This window comes from Georhizobium profundi, assembly GCF_003952725.1.
In the GTDB taxonomy this organism is placed as follows: domain Bacteria; phylum Pseudomonadota; class Alphaproteobacteria; order Rhizobiales; family Rhizobiaceae; genus Georhizobium; species Georhizobium profundi.
This window is the reverse complement of sequence record NZ_CP032509.1, coordinates 1,592,609-1,618,214: the sequence shown is the minus strand read 5'-3', so window position 1 is coordinate 1,618,214 and position 25,606 is coordinate 1,592,609. Positions and strand designations below refer to the sequence as shown.

Below are 25,606 nucleotides of genomic sequence, written 5' to 3'. Positions count from 1 at the left end.
ATGACACTCGATTTCGCCCCGTTGCTGCCCTTCTACGCCCTCGTCGCCCTGGCGCTCGGCGCCGTGCTGGTGGCAGTTGGCCTCATTGTGCAGGGCGCACGCGGTCGCATCCTGCGCGTGGGTGCGCTCGCGGCCCTGTTGATGGCACTCGTCAATCCCGTGCTCTACCAGGAAGAGCGCGAGCCGCTGCAAAGCGTGGTCAGCGTCGTGGTCGATCGCAGCCAGAGCCAGAACTCGCTCGAGCGCACCGAGCAAACCGATGACACGCTGCAGCAACTGATCGAACGGCTCGAGCGCCAGAGCCGCTTTGATGTTCGCGTTGTCGAAAGCCGCACCGACGAGAATGAAGAAGTGCCGTCGACCCGGTTGTTCGAGGCCCTCTCCTCATCGATCCAGGATGTCCCCACATCCCGCTTTGCCGGCGCGATCCTGATCACCGACGGCCAGGTTCACGACATTCCCGACAACGCCGCAGCCCTTGGTTTCGATGCGCCGATCCACGCGCTCGTCACCGGCCATCCGGACGAAGTGGATCGGCGGATCCAGTTGATCGAGACCCCGCGGTTCGGCATCGTCGGCGAAGAGCAGACGGTGCGCTACCGCGTCATCGACGATGGCCAGCCATCGAGCGAACCAGCCTCCGTTTCGGTGCGATTGAACGGCGAAGACATCGCCAGCGGGCCCGTGACGGTCGGCAATGAAGAGCGTCTGAGTTTCGAAGTCCCGCGGGGTGGCAAGAACATCCTCGAATTCGAGGTGGGTGTGCTCGACGACGAAATCACACCGGCCAACAACCGCGCCGTGATGGAACTGGAAGGCATTCGGGAAAACCTGCGCGTTCTGCTCGTTTCCGGAGAGCCGCATTCCGGTGAGCGCGCATGGCGCAACCTGCTGAAGTCGGACGCCTCCGTCGACCTCGTTCATTTCACCATTCTGCGGCCGCCGGAAAAGCAGGACGGTACGCCGATCAACGAGTTGTCGCTGATCGCTTTTCCGACGCGCGAACTGTTCGTGGAGAAGATCAACGAATTCGATCTGATCGTGTTCGATCGCTACCAGCGGCGCGGCGTGTTGCCGGTGCTCTATTACGATTACATCGCCCAATATGTCGAAGCAGGCGGTGCGCTTCTGATCGCTGCCGGACCCGAACACGCGGGCTCGCAGTCGATCGCGACGACACCGCTGGCGCCCGTCCTGCCTGCCATGCCAACCGGCGAAGTGAACGATGTCGGCTTTTTCCCGCGCCTTTCGGAAGATGGTCGCAAGCACCCGGTGACGCGCGACCTGCCGGGCAGCGAGCAGGAACCGCCGTCCTGGGGCCGCTGGTTCCGCGCCGTCGAGGTGGATGCTCCACAAGGCAATACGGTGCTCGATGGTCCCGACGGATCGCCGCTTCTCGTCCTCGACCGGACAGGCGAAGGCCGGGTCGCCATGCTGCTCTCCGACCATGGCTGGCTGTGGGCGCGCGGCTTCGAAGGCGGCGGCCCGCATGTCGATCTCTATCGCCGTGTCGCGCATTGGCTGATGAAGGAGCCATCGCTCGAAGAAGAGGCTTTGACGGCGCGCGCGCGCGGCCGCATGCTCATCGTCGAGCGCCAGACCATGGGCGACGAGCCAGGGCCGGCCTCCGTGACGACACCGGCGGGAGAAGTGATCGATCTCGCCCTCTCGCAGGCCGAGGAAGGTCTGTTCCGCGCCGAGCTTGAGACCAAAGAGGTCGGCCTGTTCGAAGTGGCGAATGGCGATCTGACGGCACTTGCCCATATCGGTGCGATCGACGCACCGGAGTTCCGCGCCACCGTCTCGACGGAAGGCTTGCTTCAGCCGATCGCCCGCGAGACCGGCGGGTCGGTCACCCGCGTCTCCGGCAACGAGCTTCCGACCATCCTTCCGGTGCGTGGCGCCGTGCGCGATACCGGCTCCGGCCGCATGCCGCTCAGGGTGACGGACGAGACAGTCCTGATCGGGGTCAACCGCATTCCGCTCTTCTCGGGCTTCCTGGGCTTGGCGCTGCTGCTCCTGGCACTCGGTTCGACCTGGTATCGCGAAGGCCGCTGATCGCCGATCGCTCGCTCAAGCCCGCCAGCCTACCGTGCCTTTCAGCTTTGCGCGGGCCGTCGGCGAGCAGCCGGCGATGAGAATGCGTGATGGATCGACAGGGCCGGGAAATGTCAGCGTCCCGATCGCCGCCGGCTCGAAACCGAGCGGCTGATAATAGGGCGGGTCTCCCACGAGAATGACGCCTTCGCTGCCCTGATCGAGTGCACGACCGACCGAGATGGCGACGAGCGCCCGCCCGATCCCCCGGTTCTTGTGCGTCGGTCGGACGGCCAGCGGCCCGAGAAGATGCGCCTTCGCACCCCCGGCAAGCACGGGCGTCAGCCGCACTGAACCGACAATCGCGCCGTTCTCGCTGGCGACGAAAGACAAGCGACGATCATGCGGCCCCTGCTCGCGCACACGCTCCGCGGCGCGGGTGAAACGACCCGGTCCAAATGCTTCCTGGTTGATCAGTTGAATGATGCCGTCATGCGACGGGTCTTCGGTCAGATAGACGATATCGGGATTGTGCATGAAGGCTAGACCAGCAATGAACCGCAACGAGGGTGCGCCGCGCCCTCTTGCGAGGCACGGGAACGATCAGGATCGTCGCTGTCTGGTCGACTGATGCAAAGCTGCTTCCTATCGCCCCAAGGTCAGGGCATCGCGGCGATAGCATGGGCTTGCGCCACCGCCAACAGGAAAAACAGACTGTCTTCGCTGCATCGTTTCTTGAAGAGGCGCGTTCCGCCTACAATGCTCACAAGACGCTAAAATAATGGAGATCGATAAATGGGCTTGCTCGTCGAGGGTCAATGGCAGGACGTCTGGTACGACACCAAGGAAACGAAAGGCCATTTCAAGCGGTCTGAATCACAGTTTCGAAACTGGGTGACAGCCGATGGCTCCGCCGGGCCAACCGGGGAAAAAGGCTTCAAGGCCGAAGCCGGCCGCTATCACCTCTATGTGTCCTACGCCTGCCCGTGGGCGCACCGCACATTGATCTTCCGCAAGCTCAAGAAGCTCGAGGACGCGATCTCGGTCTCGGTGGTGGATTACCACATGGGCGAGAATGGTTGGGAGTTCAAAGACCGCGACGGCGGCACGGTCGATCACCTCTTCGGCTTCTCGAAGCTGTGGCAGGTCTACACAAAGGCCGACATGGTCTATTCCGGCCGCGTAACCGTGCCGGTGCTCTGGGACAAGGAACGCGGGACGATCGTTTCGAACGAGTCCGCCGACATCATCCGAATGCTGAATTCCGCCTTCGACGACATCGGCGACGACACACTCGATTTCTACCCGAAGGAGCTGCGCGGCGAGATCGATGAGATAAATGCGCTGGTCTACGACGCGATCAACAACGGCGTCTACAAATGCGGCTTTGCAACCACCCAGGAAGCCTATGAAGAGCATTTCGTCGCTCTCTTCAATGCGCTGGATGAAGTCGAGGAACGTCTCGCGAAAAATCGCTATCTCGTCGGCGAGCGCCTGACGGAAGCCGATTGGCGGCTCTTCACGACGCTGGTCCGCTTCGATCCGGTCTATGTCGGCCACTTCAAATGCAATCTGCGCCGCATTGCCGATTACCCGAACATCTCAGGCTACATGCGCGAACTCTACCAGATGCCGGGCATCGCAGGGACCGTTAACCTGCTACACATCAAGCGGCACTATTACGGCAGCCATGGCACCATCAACCCGACCGGCATCGTGCCCGTCGGCCCTGCACTGGACTACGATGCACCACATGGCAGGGGCCATCTGGCGCAGGCTGCCTGACCGCCGGCCTACCAATAGGGAGAGGCTTCGGAACCATTGAGCTCCGCGAGCCTTTTCCGAGTGGCCGGGGTCGTTCCCTCCGGCAAGGCATCCACGTCGAAGAACCCCGCCTCGGCAATCTCGCGATCCGCTTGTTTGACGCGTTCCTGCGCCACGAGCGCACAGTGATAAAGGACCACATGATCCCGCCTGCTTGCTCCGCGATTGAGATAGATGCCGGCAAGCCGTGGCGCTTCGACCAGCGTGAGGTTGCCTTCTTCGAAAAGTTCCTTTTCAACCGCCTGCAGAACCGTCTCGCCGGGTTCCACGCCCCCACCCGGCAGATGCCACCCGCTCACATAGGTGTGCCGCACCAGAAAAACTCGGCCATCCCGATCGAATGCCAGCATACGCACGCCAAGCGTCATCGGTCGCCTGACCAGGAAGAAGACATGATAGAGCCTCAGCCGCAAGCGTCGCGCCAATCGACGCAGATCGAAACCCGTCGGTTCGGCCTGACGCAGCTCTGGATCGGTGCCTGAATGTTTCGGCTGGCTCATATTTCCGACATCCATCTGGGGCTCGAACACGTCCCCTCCATGCGCGAACTCGCATCCAAGCGCATCACCGGCTATGTGAACTGGCGGCGCCATCGGCGCAAGGCGCTGTTCGGCAATGTGCTGGAAGCGCTGCTCGACGACATCTTCGAAAAGAAGCCCGACCACCTCGCCATCACCGGTGATCTGGTCAATCTCGCCACCGACAACGAGGTGGAGGTCGCCACCGCGTGGCTGGAGGCCATCGGCGACGGACTGAGCACGTCGGTGGTGCCTGGCAATCATGATGCCTACGTGCCCGGCGCCTACGACAAGGTGGCCGAAGCCTGGCGCAGCTATATGACGAGCGACGACGAGCGCCTGATCCGTCCCGACAACGGGCTCTTTCCCTTCATGCGCGTTCGCGACAACGTTGCGCTGATCGGCATTTCGACAGCCACCGCGACGCCGCCCTTCGTGGCAAGCGGCTATTTCGGCATTCCGCAGGCCCGCCGCACGGTGGAACTGCTGAAGCAGGCTAAAAACGCCGGCTTGTTCCGCGTGGTCATGATCCATCACCCGCCGGTCCGGCGCGCGGCGATCTGGCACAAGCGCATGATCGGCATCGGGCGTTTTTCGCGCGTGCTGCGTGATGCCGGCGCCGAACTGGTTCTGCACGGCCACACGCACCTCAACACGATCCACTGGCTGCCTTCGCCGGGCGGGCTCGTACCCGTGGTCGGCATCGCTTCTGCAAGCCAGGGGCCGGGCGGCGCCAAACCGACGGCGACCTACAACTACTTTTCGATCGATGGGAAGCCGGACGATTGGCAGTGCCGGCTGGAACGTTTCCAGCTGCCGGAGGATGGCGGCGACAAACCGATCCGGATCAGCGACGACGACCTGATGCGGCCCGAGACGGTTCCGCCAGGCCACATCGACCCGGCACTCGGCCAGGACAGCGCGTCACTGCTGCAGGAAGCGATCGGCGAACGACGCCATCAAAAGCAGGCCGCCCAGTATGCAACCGCTCAGGAACCAGATGACGCCGACAAGTAGGCTTTTTGCATTGATGGCCGGTACCCGCTCGGTGCTTGGCATCGCTTGAGGGGCCGGTGACGACGGGGCGTTCGTGGCCGCGACCGATGGCGCATCTGCGCCGTCATGCTCTGCACGATCACGTCGATCCGGCAACCGGCGTCCGCCTGAGCGCATTTCGGTCTCGTAAGACGTCCGCATTGCTTCGAAATCGCCTTCGAGCAGGCGCTGGCGCTGGATGATCCGCTCGGCGATGTAACGCGAGACGGCGTCCGCCGTCTCCGCCATGTCGGCGGTTTCGCTCATGAGCGTGCGGCCAAGCCTTGTGTCACGCACGAAGCGATAGGTGCGCCGGTCGCGCGCCATGTGCACATGCGCAACCGCATCGATCCAGAACCGTGGCTGCAGGCCGGAGGACAGGGCAAAATCGAACTGGTCGTCTTGCGCCGGCACGTCGGCGATGACGGGTTCCAGTTCCTGGGCGAGCAGTTCCAGACGCGCCCGATCCGCATCGCGCATATCGACGACCACGTCGTCGCGCTCGGCAGCCGCCACCTTCACCTCTCGGATGATCTCCGAAAGGCGCCGCTGGCGCGCAGATCTCGACTGATCGCTCATCACGCAGAACCCTCGCTGAGCCACAAGGCGGCTTAACTGTTCATTAACACACCGCAAGTGGCCTTGGCGAGGGAGACGGCGGCGGCACGAAAGAGCTAACCCCCGGTTTTGACCGATTGCCGAACCAGTGTGATGACCGCTTCCTGCTGCTCGTCGACCAGCATGTGCCCCGTATCCTCGAAGACATGGGCTGCGAAAAGCGGTGGCAGCCGATGTGCCTGGCGCGTCGGCAAAACACGGTCCTGCGTGCCCCAGAGCACCTTGACCGGCATCGTCAGCGTTTCGAGATCGGCACGCGCGATCATGCCCTGCCGCCGGTCGAGGCCGGTACCCGTGGTCATGGTGTCATGGATTGCGAGCAGCGTTTCGATGGCACCGGGCTGCGCCCGCAAGGCCACGTAAGCCTCCACGGTCGCATCGCTGATCGGCCGGTTCCAGCCATACATTTCCTCAAGCGCAAGCCGAATGGCGTGCGCATTGGCCGCCTGCGCATAGCGCTGAAGCAGCCGATGGTTGATCTCCGACCCGAACCCGCCGGGGGCGAGCAGCGTCAGCGAAGCAACCCGGTCCGGGTCGCGCAAGGCGAGAAGTGTCGCCACTGCCCCGCCCATCGAATGCCCGACGAGATGGACGCCGGCGATGCCGCGGCTGTCGAGATCGACCGCGATCGCCTTCGCCATCCGCCCTGCCCCGCCAATACCGGCAGCTTTAAGAGAACGCGCATGCCCCGGAAGGTCATAGGCGACCGTCGGATGTTCGACGGCGATGGCGGCGGCGACCTCTGTCCAGACACCCGCCGATCCGCCGAAGCCGTGCAGGAAGACGACCGGCGCCCGCGCTGTCGGATCTCCCTCCGTCGCAGCAAACAGCGGCGTCTCGGACTGGTCGGCGCCGGTCTTTTCCACCGTCATCCGGCATCACCGCTGCGATCGATGATACGGTTGGCAGCAGACACGATCGCCTCGAGCGAGGCCGCGACTATGTTCTGGTTTACGCCGACGCCGAAGATCGTGCGCCCACCGTGCTCCATCTCCATGTAGCAGATGGCGGCCGCATTCGAGCCGTGCTGCATCGAATGCTCCGAATAGTCGGCCACCGTCATTTCGATGCCCAGATATTTGTTGAGCGCATCGACGAACCCATCCACGGGACCGGTGCCCTTGCCTTCGATCCGCTTCGTTTCGCCGCCATCCGTGATTTCAGCGGCAACGATGCGGCGGCCCTTCACCGATCCATCCGCATAGGTGTGATGATCGACAAAGGAGAGCCGCGAACCCGGCTGGCCGACATAGCGCTCCATGAAGCGATCATAGATGCGGCGCGACGGCAGTTCCTTGCCCTCCTCGTCGGTGATGCGCTGGATGTCTTCGCGGAACTCGACCTGCAGCTTCTTCGGCAGGTTCAGCCCATAATCCTCCTGCAGGATGTAGGCGATGCCGCCCTTGCCCGACTGCGAGTTGATGCGGATGATCGCCTCGTAGGTGCGGCCGACATCCTTGGGGTCGATCGGCAGATACGGCACTTCCCAGAGCGGCTTGTTGGCGACCTTGATCGCCTTCATGCCCTTGTTGATCGCATCCTGATGCGAGCCGGAAAACGCCGTGTAAACGAGTTCCCCCACATAAGGGTGGCGCTCGGCGATCGTCATCTGGTTGGAATATTCGTAGACGGCCTTCATGCGCTCGATGTCGGAACAATCGAGCTCGGGATCGACGCCTTGCGTGAACATGTTGAGCGCAAGCGTCACCACATCCACATTCCCGGTGCGCTCGCCATTGCCGAAAAGCGTGCCTTCGACACGGTCCGCGCCGGCCATCAGGCCGAGTTCGGTGGCAGCGATGCCGGTGCCACGGTCGTTGTGCGGATGCAGCGAGATGATCAGGTTCTCGCGGTTGTCGAGGTTGCGGCACATCCATTCGATCTGGTCGGCGTAGATGTTCGGCGTCGACATCTCCACCGTCGACGGCAGATTGATGATCAGCTTGTTGTCGGCTGTCGGCTTTACGATCTCGGCGACCGCGTTGCAGATTTCGAGCGCGACTTCGAGTTCGGTGCCGGTAAAGCTCTCGGGCGAATACTGGAACCGGTAGCTATCCGCGCCGCCGCCAGCCTTGGACGCCATGTCCATAATCATCTTCGCCGCGTCAGTGGCGATTTCCTTGATGCCGCGAACATCCTTCTGGAAGACCACGCGGCGCTGCAACTCCGATGTAGAATTGTAGAAATGGACGATCGGACGGTGCGCGCCTTCCAGCGCCTCGAAGGTGCGCGTAATCAGTTCCGGGCGGCACTGCACCAGCACCTGCAGCGAGACGTCGCTCGGCACATTGCCCTGCTCCACGCACCAGCGCGCGAAATCGAAATCCGTCTGCGAGGCCGATGGAAAGCCGATCTCGATTTCCGGAAAACCCATGTCCAGCAGAAGCTTGAACATGCGCTCCTTGCGATCGTGCCCCATCGGGTCGACCAGCGCCTGATTGCCGTCGCGCAAATCCACCGAACACCAGATCGGCGCCTTCTCTATCCGGCGCGACGGCCAGGTCCGGTCGGAGAGATCGATCTGCGGATAGGGCTGGTACTTCTGGGGGGCGCTCGGCATGCCCTTTTGAATGCGGGCTGCAGGCTTCTCTTGCTTGGCGTGGACAGTCATGGCTCTCGTCTCCGTCTCCTCCGCTTCAAACGCGCTGCCCGACAAAAGGGGCAGAAACAGCGCACAAGCGGGACCTCAATCGGTCAATTCACTGGCAGTGTCAAAGGGATAAGGAGCTGTTGCCGGCAAAGCCTCTACGGCCGCCGGGCGCTCCTCAAAGGACCCGGCAACCGCGCGTAAGGCCGAGAAGAAGAAGCGAGCTGAGCGTACGCGCACGGACTGACGCGGACGAAATGCCCATGTCGCGGAAAGATCCAGCCGTGTTGCGCCTCTTGCTCATGGAAGGAGTGATAGCCGAGGACGCCGAGAGAGGCAAGCGGGAGACTTGACAGGCATGGATCCCGGCTCCCCGGGATCGCCACCAGCGCGACGTCTAATCCACGATCGACTTCATCCCCGCCCGCAGCACCGACCGAATTCTGGAACGGTTGCTGGGGGCTTCCATGTCAAATGCCAATCGAACAGAAATCGACGATCTGCTGCACCAACGCTGGCGTCTTAGCGCCCATGCGGTGCTGATCCACGCAAACTATGTCGGATATCTTCTGGCCAAAGCCAATTTCGATCCCAACCAGCCGCGCGTCCCGCGGGCAGCCGAAGGGCTGGCAGGTGGGTCCGGGTGGACGGAGGGCAATCGGCAAATCGATCCCCTGCTCGATCGACCGCCGACAGAGATTTTCCTGCGCTGGCAGCGAACGTCGATCCACCCGAACCCCCAGAGGACTGGCCGGATATTCCGGACCAGCGGCCTGGTAGCTCACGAGAAAGAACGCGCGTCGCTTTACGGGTCGCAGAATGGATCGTGCGCAACGCTTGGCGAGCGACGCCCTGGGGTCGAGCAATCACGATCGGACATTGGCTGTATGACAGACTTCCGCTGATCGAATTCTACGGCGATGCCCCACGCACGCTTGAGGAACTGCTCAACAGAGCGAAAACGCCATTGGCGGGCTATGACAGACACCACATCGTCGAACGATCGACTGCTAGACCGAGCGGATTTTTCGAGGATACGATCAATGATCCTGACAACATCGTGCTGATACCGCGGATGCAGCACTGGCTGATTAATCGATGGTGTGCCAGACCAAATGATGAATTCGGTGGCTTGCCGCCGAGGGAGTTTCTCCAGGGCAAGTCGTGGGACGAGCAGCGGCGGGTCGGACTGAACGCTTTGGTCGATGCGGGAGTGCTGAAACCATGAATGAAGATCTTGGGGCTGCATCTGTCGACCAACTGGTGGATGCCTTCGCCGACGTCGCTCGAAGGATGGACGAAGCGAGCATTGAAGGTCGAATGTCGAGATATCGGACGCTTTACGCAGAAAAACGTTCCATCGAAACCGAATTGCGATCCCGCCACGGCGACCAGCGTCGCGCTCTACTGCGCCTTTACGATGATCCGAGCATGGAGGTGAGGTTGCTGGCCGCTAAGGCGACCCGCTCCATTGCGCCCGTCGAGGCGCGGCATGCACTGGAGCGTATCCGAAATTCTCAGTGGCCACAAAAGCTTGATGCGGGGATGGCCCTGCGGGCTTGGGACGAGGGCATCTGGCAGCCGGACTGAAACGATGACACATCGGCCCTGCTGACAGCTATTCTGAAACCATGCTCAATACCGGTGAGTTGAAGCCCTCGCTTCACAGCCGCTCCACATACTTCGCCAGCATCCGATCCGCCTTGTATTGCTCCCAGAAATGCTTGGCGACCGAGAGGAAAACCACTGCGGCGGTCAGCCATATCAGACCCATGAAGATGCTGCGCTGGAAGAAGCCGAGTGAAAAGAAGGCCATTCCGAACGCGATAAGCAAGGCGACCGCGAGCAACACGATCTGCCGCACGCACGCACCCGGTGTCAGGGCCCGGTTGGCAAAGGAAGCACCTGTTTCGGGGATGATGTAATTGTAGAGGTGAAAGCGGTCCTCGTGGGGGCGACCGATCGCTACGACGCGTTGGTTCTCGGCATCCTTGAGCTTGAGGCCGGAGAGATAGACCTCCTTTTCGAAGATGCGCGTGATCGGACGCTTCAGGACGAGACCTTCGATTTCCATCATCGGCGGCTTGTCGCGCAGCTTCAGCCGCTCCCGTGACGCGATATCCCTGCGCTTTTCGACCGGTACCGCCTCCATCCGACCATCGATGATGACAAGGGGACTGAAGTCGAGAAGGCTGAAATCATGCATGAACTCTTCGTCACTCCCCGTTGTGGCCGGTCGAACCGCGCTCCTGGCGCAACTTCGCCCGTCTTCGAATGGATCAATCGCTCTTGGTGTTGATTGATCGCGTCGCCGAGCGATGAACCGGCATCCGCTTCACCTGGAAACGCTCCTAGCTCTATGGCCCAAACAGGACGGTGGCGAAAGACCTCAGCGCCGCCGATAGAGCATCAGGGTCACCGGCGCGAGGATCGCCGTCACCAGTGCGGGCGCGATCAGAGCCAGGCCCACATCGGCGAAACTGCCGCCGCCATTCATCAGCCCGCGGATCGCCGTCGTCATCAGGCTGACCGGATTGACGTCGACGAAGCTGCGCAGCCAGCCGGGCATCGTTGCAGGATCCACCATGATGTTGGAGGCGAAGACGAGCGGAAAGAGGAAGGTGAAGCCCATCGTCATCACCGTCGTCGGCGTGCGGATCAAAAGTCCGAGTACCATGAAGATCCAGCCCATGCCGAAGCCGATCGCGACAAGCAGCGCAAAGGCGCCGAGCACGCCGAGGATCCCCGTCTCCGGCCGGTAGCCGAGGATCAGGCCGATGGTCAGGATGATCGTGGCGGCGATCAGGTGTCGCAGGATATCGCCCACCATCAGCCCGGCAAAGGGCGCCAGCGGCCAGATCGGCAGCGAGCGGAACCGGTCGAAGAGGCCCTTTCCGAGATCGGTCGACAGCCCCATGCCGGAATAGACCGAGTTGAACATCACCGTCTGGACGAGGATGCCCGGCAGGAAGAACTGCAGGTAATCGCCGGTCGAACCGGCAAGCGCGCCACCGAACACGAAGGTGAAGAGCAGCGTGAACATGATCGGCGTCATGACCAGATCGAAAAGCTGCTCCGGCACGTGCTTGAACTTCAGGACGGCACGCCAGCCGAAAACGAGCGCGTTGGAGAACGCAGACGGCTTCGGCGGTCGGGCGACATGTCTGAGACCGGCCGTGTCCGGCAGATCGCTCATCAATCGATCGCTCATTCCGCAGCCTCCCTTTCCGGCATATCCGTGGCCGTACGCTCGCCCGTCAGCGCGAAGAACACTTCGTCCAGCGTCGGCTGCCCCATGGAGAAATCGGCGAGCGCGATACCTTCGGCGATCAAAGTCGCCAGAGCAGCATTCGCCGCTTCCGGCGACTTGGCGATGATCGACAGTGTCGCACCTTCCGTCGATCTCTGAACTGAACTCTGCAGCTGCGCTTCGAGCACCGCTGCAGCGCGGTCGAGATGCGCGGGATCGGCAAGAGCCACATGCAGGAAGCCGGAACCGGTCGCAGCCTTCAGCTCGCGGCTCGTGCCTTCGGCGATCTTGCGCCCGTGGTCGATGACCGCGATGCGCGAGGCAAGCTGGTCTGCTTCTTCCAGATATTGGGTCGTGAGAAGAATGGTCACGCCACTGTCCGCCAGCCCCCGGATCATCCGCCAGACGCCCTGCCGCGCCTTCGGGTCGAGGCCCGTCGTCGGCTCATCGAGGAAGAGGACACCGGGGGTCACGATCAGCGATGCGGCGATGTCGAGCCGCCGGCGCATGCCGCCGGAATAGTCCTTCACCTGCTTCGTCGCCGCATCGGAAAGATCGAAGGCGGCGAGGAGCTCGTCGCCGCGCTCGCGCGCTGCCCGGCCCTTGAAGCCCCAGAGCCGCGCGATGAGGATGAGGTTCTCGCGCCCCGTCAGATCTTCGTCGAGCGAGGCGAACTGACCGGTCATGGCGATCGAGCTGCGCACGGCATCGGGCGCGGCGGTCAGATCATGACCCATTACCGTGGCGGCGCCGCCATCGGGAACGGTGAGCGTCGCCAGCATGCGCATCAGCGTCGTCTTGCCGGCGCCGTTCGGGCCGAGGATTGCGAAGATCATGCCGCGCGGCACGACGAGATCGATCCCGGCAACGGCAGTCACGTCACCGAAGCGCTTGATCAGCCCTTCGGCCACGATGGCAGGTTCCGGCGCGCCTTCACGGTATGCGTCTGACGTCATGGCGTGGCCCATCTCAATCTGTGGTCGACACTGCCAAGGACGATGGCAACAGCCGTCAGCCGACAGGCGATCCGATTTTTTCGATCGATCGGGCTGCCTTACACCAGTTTCATGCCGATTTTGAAGACAGTCCGTGCCTCATAGAGGCGCCCGCGACGTGAGCCAGTGGATCGACAGGAGCCAAACGGACGCCACGAAACAGAAGATCGCGTCTCGTTTGGATGAAGCCGGTGCACCGATGACGGTACGCCTGGGCGAGGCGCCGAGGCCCCGGCTCTCCATCGCGAGTGCCGTATCCCCCGCTCGCCTGATGGCGTAGGCGATGAGCGGCACGACGAGCGAACCGACTTCGATCGGGCCTGGGATGCGCCGTGGTAGAGCGCCGCGCCGCATGGCGCGGGCAAGCCGCATCTGCTGCAGTTCGGAAGCGAGATCCGGCACCAGCTGCAGCGCGGCGAAGAGCGCATAGCCGACGCGCGGCGACAGGCGCCAATTGACCATCAGTGCTTTCACGAAGCCGCCCGGGTCGGTGGTCAGCACGAAAACCGCCGACACCATTCCGCAGGCAACCGCGCGAAGGAAAAGCACGATGCCCGCCTGCAGCCGCCCGTCGCCGAAAGGCGTTTCCTGCGCCATCTGCACCGCGAACTCGCTCTCTTGCCGGAAGAGCACGCTGGTGGTGATGAAGCCCGCGCCGAAGAGCGCGAAGGGCACCATCAAGGCGAGCACGAACACTGGCGAAAGGCGCTCGAGGAGGACGAGGACAGTCACGCAAGTCAGGATCATCGCAATCTGGAACGACGCGTCGAACACCGCGATGGAGCCAGCAAGCCAGACCAGCGCGACGATGAGCTTCGGCAGCGGATGAACCGTCTTCAGCATGCGGGCACCGGCTCCTTTTCCAGCCAGTCGAGCGCTTGAAGAAGGTGCGGTGGCGCAAGCCCTGCCCTTTTCATCAGCGCACGATCCCGCATGAGCTCGCCGGCAGGGCCGTCGACGAGAATGCGCCCTTCGCCAACGACGATCCAGCGTGGGGCCGTCGCAAGTGCAAAATCCATGTCATGCGTGACGATCGCCACCGCGCGCTCACTGTCGCGGAGCCGGTCGACTTCATCCATGAGCGCTTCAGTACCCGCCGCATCGAGCCCGCCGGTCGGCTCATCCAAGACAATCAGTGGGAACCGGTCGCCGGCCATCAACAGGGCTAGCGAGAGCCGCCGCTTCTGCCCTTCCGAAAGCTGCATCGGATGGCGGTCGAGAAGCGTGACCAGTCGCCAACGCTCGGCAAGTGCCGCCACATCAGCTGCCTCCGCCCGTGCGCCGGCGGCTTCAAGTGCGGCGGCAAGCTCTTCGCCGACCGAACCGGCGATGAACTGGCTGTCCGGATTTTGAAACGAGATGCCGCCCATCGCCCCGTCCCGGCGCCCAGCCTTCAGGCGGAGGAGCCCCGCCAGGCTGGCAGCAAGGGTCGATTTGCCTGCTCCGTTGGCGCCGAGGATCGCGACCACCTCGCCCGCTGCAATCGACAGCGTCACCTTCTGAAGGACCGGCTTGGCGAAGAGCGGCGCGCAGGACGCGTTTTGCAGCCGGGCAACGGTTGCGCCGACTGCTCCGGCTTGCGCGATCCGCGGCGCAATGAAGTCGACAAGCGTTGCGCGTGCTCGGTCGAGCAGCGTAAGGGGCAGCCGATCCATGGCCTGAAGCGCTTCAGCCAAGGTCAGCGGCTGCGGGTCGGTCTCAGGACCGAGCGCCATCAGCCGGTCTGCAAGACGGCTGCCGATCGGCCGCCAGATGCCCAGAAGATCGAACGTTTGCCCGTGATCCCGAAACACTTTTCGCGGGCAGCCAGTGGCGACAATGCGGCCATCGTCTCCGAGCACGGCGACACGGTCGATCAGCGGGATGAGATCGTCGAGCCGGTGGTCGACGACGAGTGCGGCGCCGTCAGGTGGCACGTCGCGCAAGAGCCGCTCCAGCCGGCGTGCAGCCTCGGGCGCAAGATGCGCCGTGGGCTCGTCGGCAACGAGGATGGGCGCGCCTTGCGCCATGATGGCAGCGATCGCGACAAGCTGCCTTTCACCGCCGGACAAGCGGCTCGTCCGTCTGTCGCGCCACTCCTGCGGCAGGCCGAGCGATCCCATTGCTGAGTCCGTGCGCGTGGCAATCTCGGCCACGGCGACGCCCTGATTTTCCAGCGCGAAAGCAATCTCGTCGGCCACCGTCATGCCGCAGAGCGTCTGTTCCACCTTCTGGAAAAGGCGCGCGACGGTGCTGCTCCATCCCGCCGGCGTGCGCGCGGCGACGTCTTCTCCAAGGAGCCTCACCTCGCCGGATCGCTCGGCCGCAATCGCGTGCGGGATCAGGCCGGTCAGCGCGTTCAGCAGCGAGGATTTGCCCGACCCGGATGCGCCGAGCAGCAGCCACCGCTCGCCCGGCCGAATGACGAGATCGACGGGCCCGACCGCCGCCTTGTCCGATGCGGCATAGGTGACCGAGACCCCGTCGATAAGAACCGCGGCAGGCTCGTCAGCCATGCACGACCCGCCGGTCGCGATCGATGCCGAGACCGGAGAGCACGCCCGTACGATAGAGCGCCTGCGTCACCCAATGTCCAAGCAGGCCGCCGAGCAGCGCGCCGCTCAGGCATCTGAGCACGAACATCGCGATCAGCAGGCCCGGTGCGAGCGCGCCATAGTCGAAGCGGACCCAGGTGTAGATGAAGGACGCGACCGCAGCCCCAACGCCCGCTGCCATCAGCACGGGCAGGCGATAGTTTTTCCAGCGCGTGGCTGCGAAAACGGCTTCCGCACCTGCACCCTGGACCAGCCCGGTGACGATCAGCAGCAGGCCCGCCGGACTTCCGAGCAGAACCTGGACGACCGCCGCGAGCACTTCGGACAGGAGCGCCGCACCCGGCTTGCGGATGATTGCGGCAGCGATGATCGAGACGATGAACCAGAACCCCATGACGACATCCATCGTCACCGGCCCGAACATCGCCTGCGTGATGAGCCAGACCTGCACCCAGGCCAGATAGAGGACGCCAAACACGGCTCCGAGAAAGGCGACGATCAGGATTTCGCGCAGGGTCCAGCTGTTGCTGTGCATGACAGGCCTCTTGAGAGAAAATATGAAACAGGAGAGAGGGTTAGCGCCGCGCCCTCAGGCGCGCTTGCTCGGGCTGTTGGCCGAGACGGTTATGTCGAGCGCCACATGGCCACGCGCATCGCCGAAACGCAGGAAGGCTTCCGAGAGCGTTGCGAACACCGCGCCGGCATCGCCCCCGAGCTTCGTGCAGAAATTCTTCGAGCAATCGAATACGCCCGATGACTTCAGGAAATCGATGCACCCATAGATCTCGTCCATGTGGTGCCCTTCGCCAAGCGGGTAGAGCGAAAATTGCGCCGCCACATGCTGACCTGTGAAGGCCGCATCGGCCACATGCGCGCACGCCGCCTCGATCCGCTCGGCGAGCGGCAGCGCATTGCCGGCGCCCGAGATCGGCGTGCAGATCGGATCATCCGGTTCGCCCGGGCAGCCGCGCGAGACGGCGGCGGAAAGAACGCAGTGGACGCCAGAATGCGCCGCACGCACGAAGACATCGCGCATGGCGGGGAAGAGGTCCTCCGGCGGCCCGACGATCAGCGTCGACACGTCGTCGGTCTCGATGCGGAACCGATCCCGATAGGGATCCAGCGCCTGCACGGCATCGAGTATGATCCGGACGAAATCGTCGGACATCGGATAAAGGGAAATCTGCGCACCGGAAAACATGTCGTCGCCTCGCTCCGCTGGCATTAACCAGATCAGCTTGAGGGTCCGGAGGCTTCACGCGCCTCGCATCTCAGCCCCGGCAATACGGAGCACCCCTGTCGAATGGTCGGACGCTATCGCGCTCATTCGACAGACGCAAGTCGTTCGTTGATTTTCCTAGTGATTTGTCGAGCGCCTAGCTGGCCTGCCGAGCGTGGGGTGCGAAAGGGCTGAGGCCGAGCCATTGCTGCATGGCCTTGGCGATGACGGGATCTCCATCGACGACGAGCCTCCCCGCGTCGATTTCGCTGCGGATAGGTGCGAGCCCCATCCAGACGGCTGTCATGCTGCGCAAGTCCCCCGTGACAAGAAGGTCGAGATCGAAACCCGGATCGAAATTGCAGAGATCCACATGGCCGCGGTCGACGACCAGCCACCAGCTTTGCCGGTTCGTCGGCAGTTCGGGATACAGAAATTGTATCGTGCACCGTCGCGGCGGAAGCGGTTGCGGATTGAGATGCCGTCGCATGTCCCACATCAGAAGCGACGGGTCGAGATTCTTGAGAGAAAGCCGCGATTCCACCCAGCGCTGCCCCCAGATGCCGAGCCCCATGACGAGTGGCTCGAGATCACGCCCTGCTCGAGTGAGGTGATATTCCAACGCCGTGCCATCGTTGCGCCGAATGGCTTCGATGACGCCTGCTTGCTCCAGTTCCTTCAACCGCTTTGACAGAAGCGCTGGCGACATGCGCGGCACCCCGCGGCGAAGATCGTTGAAGCGCGTCGTGCCGCAAATGAGCTCGCGCACGATCAGCACCGTCCAGCGCGAACAGAGGATCTCGGCCGCCATCGCAACCGGACAGAATTGTCCGTAACCGGCATGTTCCGTCATGGGCTGGCCCTCGCCTGCCGCCCCACTGCCCGAGCCGGATAATACCGCGTTCTCGCGGCGCGCGATACGAAAAGCGCAGTACAGTTCCTGAACTGGAAATCCCGAGAAAGCAGGCGGATCATCAAGCTCGATCAATCAGTCGAGGGAGAATGATCATGGCACTGGCTGTTCAGGACACGAATGCAACCCGCATGCGGAGCATGGGAACGGATCCGATAGACATCGCAAAATCACTGATTCCAGAATTGAGGAAACGCGCCGAAAGCACTGACGAACAAGATGCATTCGTTGCGGAAAATTTCGCTCTTCTGAAGGGCGCCGGACTTGTCGAGGCAGGCGTTCCTATCGAACTCGGTGGAGGCGGCGCCAATGTCGAGCAGCTTGCAGAGATGCTGCGCACGCTTGCCCATGGCTGCAGTTCGACGGCGCTCGCGTTTTCAATGCACACACATCAGGTCGCCGTACCCGCCTGGCGATGGCGCCATCAGCAGGTTGCGGCGGTCGAGCCGCTTCTGCGCCGCGTCGCAAGCGAACGCATTATCCTGCTCTCAAGCGGTGGATCGGATTGGATCGGCGGCTCCGGGACGGCTGAGCGGGTCGATGGCGGCTATCGCATTCGGGCCCGCAAGGTCTTCACGTCCGCGTCGCCCGCAGGCGACGTTCTCATGTCGGGAGCGCTCATCAACGAAGGCGATGGAACCTCGTCGGTCATCCATTTCGGTGTTCCCATGAAAGCTGCGGAGGTCTCAATCGAGCCGACCTGGCGCGCGCTCGGCATGCGGGGCACGGGATCGCATGATGTCGTGATCGACGGGCTGTTCGTTGCCGATGCCGTCATTGCGTTCAAGCGCCCGGCGGGTCGGTGGCACCCGGTGTTCCAGATCATCGCGACCGTCGCCTTTCCGCTGATCTACGCGGTCTATCTCGGTGTTGCAGAGCGGGCGCGCGACATCGCGATCGAGATCGCATCGCGCAAGCCGCAGACGGCGCACACGCTCGATCTGGCGGGTCGCATGGTGACGAGCCTCAAGGCTGCCCAACTGGCGCACCGCTTCATGGTCGAAACCGCCCTGCGCGGCGATGCCTCCGCCGAGACGGTCAATGCGGTGATGATGGGACGCACGCTGGTGGCGGACAAAGCGATCGAGACGGTTGAACTGGCGCTGGAGCTTGCCGGCGGAACCGGCTTCTACCGAAAGGCCGGGCTGGAGCGATGCTTCCGCGACGTCCAGGGCGCCCGGTTCCACCCGCTGCAACGCGGCCCCCAGGCAGCGTATGCAGGGGCAATGGCGATGGGACTTCCGGTCGACACGGTATTTTGAGAACAAGCTTCATGGCGGGTCGCATCGTCGCGACCCGCCATCTTTGCAATTAGCTCTGCTGCGGCATGACGCGGACGCCGTGCGCCTTCACGCCTTCCGGCTCCACATGGATCGCGATGCGGGCGCCCGGCACCGCGGCACGGATCGCATCTTCGATCCGGTCGCAGATCACATGAGATGCTGCCACCGTCATCTCGGCCGGCACGACCATATGGAAATCGACAAAGGTCGCCGGCCCCGCCTGGCGGGTCTTCAGATCATGCACATTCACCGAGCCTGCGGCGTGGTCGGCGATCGCGGCACGGATGAGAGCATCGTCCTGCGCATCCACGGCGCGGTCCATCAACCCGCCGACAGACGCCGAGATGACCTTCCAGCCCTGGAAGAGGATGTTGATGGCGACGATGATGGCGAGCAGCGGATCGAGGATCGCAAAGCCCGTAACGAGCGCCGCAACGAGACCGATGAAGACGCCGACAGATGTCACGACGTCCGACACGATATGGTGCCCATCGGCGACGAGCGCGGGCGATCGATAGGCGCGCCCCTCGCGGATGAGGATGTAGGCCCAGGCCGCGTTGATGGCGGCAGCGGCGAGATTGATGGTCAGGCCGAGCCCTGCGGCTTCCGGCAATTGCGGTTCGAAGAGCGCCGGGATCGCCTGCTGCATGATGGCGATGGCCGCCACGACGATCAGCACGCCTTCGATGACCGCGGAGAAGTATTCAGCCTTGTGGTGCCCGAACGGATGGTCCGCATCGGCCGGCTTATGGGCGTAGGAAACGGCGTAGAACGCAATCAGTGCCGCGATGATGTTGACGATCGACTCCAGGCCGTCGGACAAAAGCGCGACGGAGCCCGTCACCCACCAGGCGACCAGCTTCATGCCCGTCACGACCAAGGCGATCGGGATCGACCAGAAGGCGAGTTGCCTCACCCGCACGCTGTTGCTTGGCACCACGCTCGTCGTCCTTCAGGCAGCCGCTACATCGGCCTTGCGCGCAAGCCGTGCCACGACGTTTTCGATGATGCGCATGCCGACATCCTGGCCGAGCGTCATGATCGATTCCGGGTGGAACTGCACGGCAGCGACCGGTTCCCGAAAATGTTCGATGCCCATGATCGTTCCGTCCTCGCTCTCCGCCGTGATGCGGAAATCCGAGGGCAGGCTCGCCGGATCGGCGAAGATCGAGTGGTAACGGCCGACGGTCACTTCGAACGGCAAACCATCGAAGACAGCGCCGGGATCAATGATGCGGATACGCGACGGCTTCCCGTGCATGGGCAGGGCAAGCTGGCGCAACTGGCCGCCATAGGCTTCCGCCAGAGCCTGCAGCCCCAGACAGACGCCGAAGATGGGCAGGCCCCTCGCCCGCGCGCGCTTGATCGTCGCCTTGCAGTCGAAATCCTTCGGGCTGCCGGGGCCAGGCGAAAGCACCACCAGATCCGGATCGATACGATCGAGCACTTCGTCGGCCACCGGCGAGCGTACTGTGGTGACCGTAGCACCGGTCTGGCGCAGATAGTTGGCCAGCGTGTGGACGAAGCTGTCCTCGTGGTCGACGAGCAGGATCGACACCCCGTCGCCGACCCGGTCGGTCTTTCGCGCGCCCGCCGTAACCGAAGCGCTGCCGGCGTCGCGAATGGCCGAAATCATCGCCGAGGCCTTGAGCTCGGTTTCGGCTGCCTCTTCCTCCGGATCGCTGTCATAGAGCAGCGTTGCGCCGGCACGCACTTCCGCCACGCCGGCCTTGATGCGGATGGTGCGAAGCGTCAGCCCGGTGTTCATGTCGCCATTGAAGTTCACCATGCCGATCGCGCCGCCATACCAGGCGCGCGGGCTCTTCTCGTTGGCTTCGATAAAGCGCATCGCCCAGAGCTTCGGCGCTCCTGTCACCGTCACGGCCCAGGCGTGCGAGAGGAATGCGTCGAACGCGTCCATCCCGTCCCGCAGCCGGCCTTCGATATGATCGACCGTGTGGATGAGCCGCGAATACATCTCGATCTGGCGGCGTCCGATCACCTTGACCGAACCAGGCTCGCAGACGCGGCTCTTGTCGTTCCGGTCGACATCCGAACACATGGTGAGTTCGGACTCGTCTTTCTTTGAATTCAACAGCTTGAGGATTTGTTCTGAATCAGAAATTGCATCCTCGCCACGCTTGATCGTGCCCGAGATCGGGCAGGTCTCGACGCGCCGGCCATTGACCCGCACGAACATTTCCGGCGATGCGCCGATGAGATATTCCTGGTTTCCGAGATTGATGAAGAACGAATAGGGCGACGGATTGATCGCCTTGAGCCGGCGCGAGATCGCGGACGGCTTCGACTTGCAGCGCTCGCGAAACATCTGCCCCGGCACGACTTCGAACAGGTCTCCGCGCTTGAAGCTCTCCTTCGCGCGGCGCACCAGATCGGCATATTCGCCCGGCTGGTGGTCGCACTTTTCCGGAACCGTGCCCGTGTCCTGGAACGGCTCGGCTTCGATAGACCCGTCCTTGCCTAAGGTCGTGGCACCATCCTTGGTGAAATCGTATCGATCGATCCAGGCTTTTGCCGAATAATGGTCGACGACCAGAATCTCGTCGGGCAGGAAAAGCACGAGATCGCGCTGGTCGTCCGGCCGCGGCAGGGACTGCTTCACCGGATCGAACTGAAAGGCCAGATCGTAGCCAAACGCGCCGTAGAGCCCGATATTGCTGTCTTCCGACGACCGGAAGAGATCGATGATAGCGCGCAGCACCGTGAAGACAGTGGGGACGCGGGAGCGTTCTTCTTCGGTGAACAGGCGGCTGGGCTCATGCACCTGAAGCGCAAGCTTGCGATCAGTCCGCTCGACGAGCGTCATCTCCTGCTCGGACGCGAGCCGCGCTGCGATCATCTCAAGCAGCACTGCACCGCGATCGTTGTAGGCATCGAGGGTGACCGCTCGACCGCGCGCCGTGATCGACAGCGGGGGATCGACGATCGCCGTATCCCAACGGGTATAGCGGCCGGGATATTCGTAGTTTGACGAGAAGACGGCACCGCGCCGCTCATCGAGCCGATCGATGTAGCTGTCGATCGCACCGCCATAGCCGACCTCCCGCCGCAGCCGGGAAACCTCAACGCCACCTTCCGTCAGGAAAGTCTGCGCGCCGTCTTCTTCAATCCGAGCCATCGTCGCTGCCCACCCTTTTTGTTCAGCCCGGCCACCCTGTCCGACGGGCTCAAACAAAAAAGCCGCCGGGAGTGATCCTGGGCGGCTTCGGTCTATCAGTCACGCACGACTGGTCGCGGCCGCTCTAGCGTGCCCACCACCAATTCTTGTTTGCGCGTGCCATGTTCATGCATTCTCAATACCGGCGAAAGCGGCCCGCCGCAACTGGATTCGCGAGCGTAGGCTCCACTCTCCCCTCGCCCATGGGAACCGGGACTCACACCATGCGTTCAGGCACCGGGGAGCGCTCGACGCGATCGCGTCGTGGGAGAGGATCAATCCTTGATGGACACTCGATTTGCCTGCAGCGTAGCCGCCGCAATTCTCGCGCTCGCGCTGATGACGCCTGCGACTGCTCAGGAAACCGGGCCCGATCCGACTTTGCCGCAAGCCAGTGACGCACCCTTGCCAGAAGAGCGACCGGAGCTTCCCGGCGATGCCGAACCAGGAGATGACGCCGATCAGCCCATCGACGGCGGGGAAGCGGAAGAGGAAGCCCCCGAAGACGTGCCGGTCCCGGATGAGCGCCCCGAGGAGGACGTCGACGAAGCTTCCGATGACGCAGATGCCGGTACCGATGCGGATGCGGATGCCGGCGAAGTCGAGGAAGAGCCCGTCGAGGAGGAGACCCCCGAGCTCCTTCCCCCGGAGCCCGAGGACGCAGCCGCGCTGCGTGCCTGCCGTGCCGAACTGCGCGGCCTGGGTGCGGAGTTCACGCTCATGGATACGATCGAACCCGAAGGTCCCGAACAGGCTGGATGCGGCGTCGACACGCCCTTCGCCGTCACAAGCGTCCTACCGGGCATCGCGCTCGAACCGGAAACGCAGATGCGCTGTGCAACTGCGCTGGCACTAGCGAAATGGGTGCGCGGAGAAGTCCTGCCCGCCGCCCGCGCGCTCGAACTCGGCCAGCTCATGACACTCAACCACGGATCGACCTATGTCTGCCGTCCGCGCAACAACGTCGAAGAAGCCGACATCTCGGAACATGCGCTGGGCAACGCCATCGACATCATGAGCTTCACCTTCGAAAGCGGAGAAGCCATCACCGTTTCACCCAAGGAAGGTGACGGCGATGCCAGCGAAGCCTTCCAGAAGGCGGTCGGCTCGGGCGCTTGTTTGCATTTCACGACAGTTCTCGGACCCGGGTCGGACGCGTATCACGACGACCATCTGCATCTCGACATCGCCGAACGCTCAAGCGATTACCGTCTCTGCCAGACGCCGTGACGGGCTAGTCCGTGCGCGTCGCGAGCCAGATGAGGTGCCGCGCCCCGCGTGAGCGCCTGGCGCGCACCTTCACTTCTTCCACGGCAAACCCCGATGATTTGAGCCTGCGCGAAAAGCCCGCATCCGGCGCAGAAGACCAGACGGCCAGAACCCCGTTCTTCGTCAGAGCACGTCGCGCTCTTTCCAGGCCGGCGAAGCTGTAAAGACCTTCATTGGCATCGCGTGTCAGCCCGTCCGGGCCATTGTCGACGTCGAGCAGGATCGCATCGTAGCGGCCAGGCTCGGCTGAAATGACGGCGCCTACATCGCTTTCGATGATCGTCAAGCGCGGGTCGCCGAGGCTCTCGCCATAGATCGGCTGCAACGGTCCGCGCGCCCACGTCACCACAGCCGGCACGAGTTCGGCGACAACGATCTCGCTTTCGGCTTTCAAGGCCTTCAGCGCGGCACGCAGCGTGAAGCCCATGCCGAGGCCACCGACCAGAATGCGCGGCCGGGCGCGATCCGCAACCAGCTCGCAGGACCGTTCCGCGAGCACCTCTTCCGAACCGCTCAAGCGGCTGTTCATCAGTTCGGTGGCGCCGGTCATGATCGAGAACTCATGGCCGCGCTGCATCAGCTTCAGCGGCGTTCCATCGCCCGGCACGATCGCCGTATCGAGATGTACCCAGGGGATCATCGGATCAGAACAGGCCTTCGATCTGGCCGCGGTCATCGAGATGGATCGTCTCCGCCGCCGGCGTCCGCGGCAGGCCCGGCATCGTCATGATCTGGCCTGTGATCGCGACGACGAAACCGGCACCGGCCGACAACCGAACCTCGCGGATCGCCACAGTGTGATCGTTCGGAGCCCCCAGCGCGGTCGGGTCGGTGGAAAAGGAGTACTGGGTCTTTGCCATGCAGACCGGAAGATGGCCGTATCCGGCCGCTTCCCACTGGGACAGCTGATCGAGCACGGTTGGTTCGGCGACGGCCTCCGCGCCGCGATAGATGCGCTTGACGACGGTCTCCATCTTGCCAAAGAGCGACATCTCGTCCGGATAGAGCGGCGCGAATTGCGCGTGGCCGGTCTCTGCCAGCTCCACGACCTTTTCGGCCAGGTCGACGATGCCGGCCGAGCCCTTTTCCCAGTGGCGGCAGACGATCGCCTCCTCGCCGAAGCGCGCGACATAGTCCCGAACCGCATCGATCTCGCGGTCGGTGTCGCCTGAGAAATGATTGATGGCGACAATGGCCGGCACGCCGAACTGCTTCACGTTCTCGATGTGGCGGCCGAGATTGGCGCAGCCTGCCTTCACCGCATCGACGTTCTCGTGGCCGAGATCGGCCTTGGCCACGCCGCCATTCATCTTCAGGGCCCGGATCGTCGCGACGATGACGGCGGCCGCGGGCTTCAAGCCGGCCTTTCGGCACTTGATGTTGAAGAATTTCTCCGCGCCGAGGTCAGCGCCGAACCCCGCTTCGGTCACGACGTAGTCGGCAAGCTTCAATGCCGTGCGCGTTGCCACCACCGAGTTGCAGCCATGAGCGATATTGGCGAACGGCCCTCCATGGACGAAGGCCGGATTGTTTTCCAGCGTCTGCACGAGGTTGGGCTGCATAGCATCCTTGAGCAGGACCGTCATCGCGCCATCGGCCTTCAGGTCGCGCGCAAAGACGGGAGACTTGTCGTGCCGATAGGCGACGATGATGTCGCCCAGGCGCCGCTCCAGATCTTCGAGGTCGGATGCAAGGCAGAGAATGGCCATGATTTCCGACGCGACGGTGATGTCGAACCCGGTCTGGCGCGGAAAGCCGTTCGACGCGCCGCCGAGACCGCACACCATGTCGCGCAGCGCCCGGTCGTTCATGTCGAGCGCGCGACGCCACACGACCCGGCGGCTGTCGACGCCCAGCGCATTGCCCCAATAGAGATGGTTGTCGATCAGCGCCGACAGCAAATTGTGAGCGGCCGTAATGGCATGGAAGTCGCCGGTGAAGTGCAGGTTGATGTCGTCCATCGGCACGACCTGCGCATAGCCGCCGCCGGCTGCACCGCCCTTCATGCCGAAGCATGGACCGAGCGAGGGTTCGCGCACGCAGACGATTGCGCGCTTGCCGATCCGGTTCAGCCCATCTCCGAGACCGACCGTCGTCGTCGTCTTGCCTTCGCCGGCCGGCGTCGGGTTGACGGCCGTGACGAGGATCAGCTTGCCGTCCGGACGGCCGCTCAGGCTGCCGATGAAGTCCGCCGAGACCTTCGCCTTGTCATGGCCGTAGGGAACAAGCTGGTCTGCGGGAATTCCGAGGGCGGCGCCAATCTCCATGATCGGCTTTTTCGCTGCAGCGCGTGCAATCTCGATGTCGGATTGGACACTCGTCATGAATTTCCCCTCGCTTGCACGG

The 25,606-nt window shown here is 63.2% G+C and carries 23 protein-coding genes, 1 pseudogene and 1 riboswitch; of the genes and pseudogenes, 7 read left to right on the top strand and 17 right to left on the bottom strand.

Features of this window, described 5'->3' with window-relative positions; genetic code table 11:
• Entirely contained in the window at positions 1 to 2,058 is a 2,058-nt protein-coding gene (locus D5400_RS07515) for a hypothetical protein (RefSeq protein ID WP_126009133.1), read from the top strand.
• 15 nt (positions 2,059 to 2,073) lie between these two features.
• Here D5400_RS07515 and D5400_RS07510 read toward each other — a convergent pair whose 3' ends face one another.
• Positions 2,074 to 2,574: a GNAT family N-acetyltransferase gene (locus D5400_RS07510; protein ID WP_126012928.1), complete on the bottom strand. Its 501-nt coding sequence runs from the start codon at positions 2,572 to 2,574 to the stop codon at positions 2,074 to 2,076.
• Between the two features lie 258 nt (positions 2,575 to 2,832).
• Between D5400_RS07510 and D5400_RS07505 the strand changes: the two genes are divergently transcribed.
• On the top strand, positions 2,833 to 3,822 hold the full coding sequence (locus D5400_RS07505) for a glutathione S-transferase family protein (RefSeq protein ID WP_126009131.1): 990 nt from the start codon (positions 2,833 to 2,835) through the stop codon (positions 3,820 to 3,822).
• Between the two features lie 8 nt (positions 3,823 to 3,830).
• On the opposite strand, the gene D5400_RS07500 is transcribed toward D5400_RS07505, so the two are convergent.
• Complete coding sequence (locus tag D5400_RS07500; RefSeq protein WP_245451477.1) at positions 3,831 to 4,361, bottom strand: NUDIX domain-containing protein; 531 nt, start codon at positions 4,359 to 4,361, stop codon at positions 3,831 to 3,833.
• On the opposite strand from D5400_RS07500, the pseudogene D5400_RS07495 reads away from it, so the two are divergent.
• Positions 4,344 to 5,207, top strand: a pseudogene (locus D5400_RS07495) (metallophosphoesterase family protein); the annotation flags it as partial. The gene D5400_RS07500 and the pseudogene D5400_RS07495 overlap by 18 nt on opposite strands.
• Positions 5,208 to 5,303: 96 nt before the next feature.
• Here the strand turns inward: D5400_RS07495 and D5400_RS07490 are convergent.
• The 3 genes from D5400_RS07490 to leuA all read right to left on the bottom strand — a co-directional run bounded on the left by D5400_RS07490 (position 5,304) and on the right by leuA (position 8,643).
• Positions 5,304 to 5,993 carry a hypothetical protein gene (locus D5400_RS07490; protein ID WP_126009126.1) on the bottom strand — a complete coding sequence of 230 codons (690 nt, stop codon included), beginning with the start codon at positions 5,991 to 5,993 and terminating at the stop codon, positions 5,304 to 5,306.
• A 95-nt stretch (positions 5,994 to 6,088) separates the two neighbouring features.
• Positions 6,089 to 6,904 (bottom strand): alpha/beta fold hydrolase, encoded by an 816-nt coding sequence (locus tag D5400_RS07485; RefSeq protein WP_126009124.1) that lies wholly within the window; start codon positions 6,902 to 6,904, stop codon positions 6,089 to 6,091.
• On the bottom strand, positions 6,901 to 8,643 hold the full coding sequence (gene leuA / locus D5400_RS07480) for a 2-isopropylmalate synthase (protein WP_126009122.1): 1,743 nt from the start codon (positions 8,641 to 8,643) through the stop codon (positions 6,901 to 6,903). Before leuA ends, D5400_RS07485 begins: the two co-directional genes overlap by 4 nt.
• A 619-nt stretch (positions 8,644 to 9,262) precedes the next feature.
• Here leuA and D5400_RS07475 point away from each other — a divergent pair.
• Positions 9,263 to 9,847, top strand: coding sequence for a hypothetical protein (locus D5400_RS07475; protein ID WP_126009120.1), 585 nt, complete (start codon positions 9,263 to 9,265; stop codon positions 9,845 to 9,847).
• A complete protein-coding gene (locus D5400_RS07470) occupies positions 9,844 to 10,209 on the top strand; it encodes a DUF2019 domain-containing protein (RefSeq protein WP_126009118.1) in 366 nt (121 codons plus the stop codon). Before D5400_RS07475 ends, D5400_RS07470 begins: the two co-directional genes overlap by 4 nt.
• Before the next feature lie 73 nt (positions 10,210 to 10,282).
• On the opposite strand, the gene D5400_RS07465 is transcribed toward D5400_RS07470, so the two are convergent.
• From D5400_RS07465 to D5400_RS07430, 8 genes are all read right to left on the bottom strand, one after another.
• Positions 10,283 to 10,825, bottom strand: coding sequence for a hypothetical protein (locus D5400_RS07465; RefSeq protein WP_126009116.1), 543 nt, complete (start codon positions 10,823 to 10,825; stop codon positions 10,283 to 10,285).
• Positions 10,826 to 11,008: 183 nt separating this feature from the next.
• Positions 11,009 to 11,830, bottom strand: coding sequence for an ABC transporter permease (locus tag D5400_RS07460; RefSeq protein WP_245451476.1), 822 nt, complete (start codon positions 11,828 to 11,830; stop codon positions 11,009 to 11,011).
• Positions 11,827 to 12,825 carry an ATP-binding cassette domain-containing protein gene (locus D5400_RS07455; protein WP_126009114.1) on the bottom strand — a complete coding sequence of 333 codons (999 nt, stop codon included), beginning with the start codon at positions 12,823 to 12,825 and terminating at the stop codon, positions 11,827 to 11,829. Before D5400_RS07455 ends, D5400_RS07460 begins: the two co-directional genes overlap by 4 nt.
• Positions 12,826 to 12,963: 138 nt before the next feature.
• On the bottom strand, positions 12,964 to 13,707 hold the full coding sequence (locus D5400_RS07450; protein WP_126009112.1) for an energy-coupling factor transporter transmembrane component T family protein: 744 nt from the start codon (positions 13,705 to 13,707) through the stop codon (positions 12,964 to 12,966).
• Positions 13,701 to 15,359 carry an ABC transporter ATP-binding protein gene (locus tag D5400_RS07445; RefSeq protein WP_126009110.1) on the bottom strand — a complete coding sequence of 553 codons (1,659 nt, stop codon included), beginning with the start codon at positions 15,357 to 15,359 and terminating at the stop codon, positions 13,701 to 13,703. The genes D5400_RS07450 and D5400_RS07445 overlap by 7 nt, the downstream gene beginning before the upstream one ends.
• Positions 15,352 to 15,933 carry an ECF transporter S component gene (locus tag D5400_RS07440; protein ID WP_126009108.1) on the bottom strand — a complete coding sequence of 194 codons (582 nt, stop codon included), beginning with the start codon at positions 15,931 to 15,933 and terminating at the stop codon, positions 15,352 to 15,354. The genes D5400_RS07445 and D5400_RS07440 overlap by 8 nt, the downstream gene beginning before the upstream one ends.
• 54 nt (positions 15,934 to 15,987) lie before the next feature.
• Positions 15,988 to 16,599, bottom strand: a complete 612-nt coding sequence (locus D5400_RS07435; protein ID WP_126009106.1) for a YkoF family thiamine/hydroxymethylpyrimidine-binding protein — start codon at positions 16,597 to 16,599, stop codon at positions 15,988 to 15,990.
• A riboswitch (TPP riboswitch) is annotated at positions 16,592 to 16,706 on the bottom strand. (Overlaps the previous gene by 8 nt.)
• A gap of 68 nt (positions 16,707 to 16,774) precedes the next feature.
• On the bottom strand, positions 16,775 to 17,470 hold the full coding sequence (locus tag D5400_RS07430; RefSeq protein WP_126012922.1) for a winged helix-turn-helix transcriptional regulator: 696 nt from the start codon (positions 17,468 to 17,470) through the stop codon (positions 16,775 to 16,777).
• A gap of 200 nt (positions 17,471 to 17,670) precedes the next feature.
• Between D5400_RS07430 and D5400_RS07425 the strand changes: the two genes are divergently transcribed.
• Positions 17,671 to 18,792 carry an acyl-CoA dehydrogenase family protein gene (locus tag D5400_RS07425; RefSeq protein WP_425364916.1) on the top strand — a complete coding sequence of 374 codons (1,122 nt, stop codon included), beginning with the start codon at positions 17,671 to 17,673 and terminating at the stop codon, positions 18,790 to 18,792.
• A 49-nt stretch (positions 18,793 to 18,841) separates the two neighbouring features.
• On the opposite strand, the gene D5400_RS07420 is transcribed toward D5400_RS07425, so the two are convergent.
• Together D5400_RS07420 and D5400_RS07415 are read right to left on the bottom strand one after the other, a co-directional pair.
• On the bottom strand, positions 18,842 to 19,753 hold the full coding sequence (locus D5400_RS07420) for a cation diffusion facilitator family transporter (protein ID WP_126009104.1): 912 nt from the start codon (positions 19,751 to 19,753) through the stop codon (positions 18,842 to 18,844).
• 12 nt (positions 19,754 to 19,765) lie between these two features.
• Positions 19,766 to 21,952 carry an anthranilate synthase gene (locus D5400_RS07415; protein WP_126009102.1) on the bottom strand — a complete coding sequence of 729 codons (2,187 nt, stop codon included), beginning with the start codon at positions 21,950 to 21,952 and terminating at the stop codon, positions 19,766 to 19,768.
• Positions 21,953 to 22,276: 324 nt separating this feature from the next.
• Between D5400_RS07415 and D5400_RS07410 the strand changes: the two genes are divergently transcribed.
• Positions 22,277 to 23,221: an extensin-like domain-containing protein gene (locus D5400_RS07410; protein WP_126009099.1), complete on the top strand. Its 945-nt coding sequence runs from the start codon at positions 22,277 to 22,279 to the stop codon at positions 23,219 to 23,221.
• 4 nt (positions 23,222 to 23,225) lie between these two features.
• Here D5400_RS07410 and D5400_RS07405 read toward each other — a convergent pair whose 3' ends face one another.
• Positions 23,226 to 23,900 carry a spermidine synthase gene (locus tag D5400_RS07405; RefSeq protein WP_126012916.1) on the bottom strand — a complete coding sequence of 225 codons (675 nt, stop codon included), beginning with the start codon at positions 23,898 to 23,900 and terminating at the stop codon, positions 23,226 to 23,228.
• A gap of 4 nt (positions 23,901 to 23,904) precedes the next feature.
• On the bottom strand, positions 23,905 to 25,584 hold the full coding sequence (locus tag D5400_RS07400; protein ID WP_126009097.1) for a formate--tetrahydrofolate ligase: 1,680 nt from the start codon (positions 25,582 to 25,584) through the stop codon (positions 23,905 to 23,907).
• Between the last annotated feature and the right edge of the window lie 22 nt (positions 25,585 to 25,606).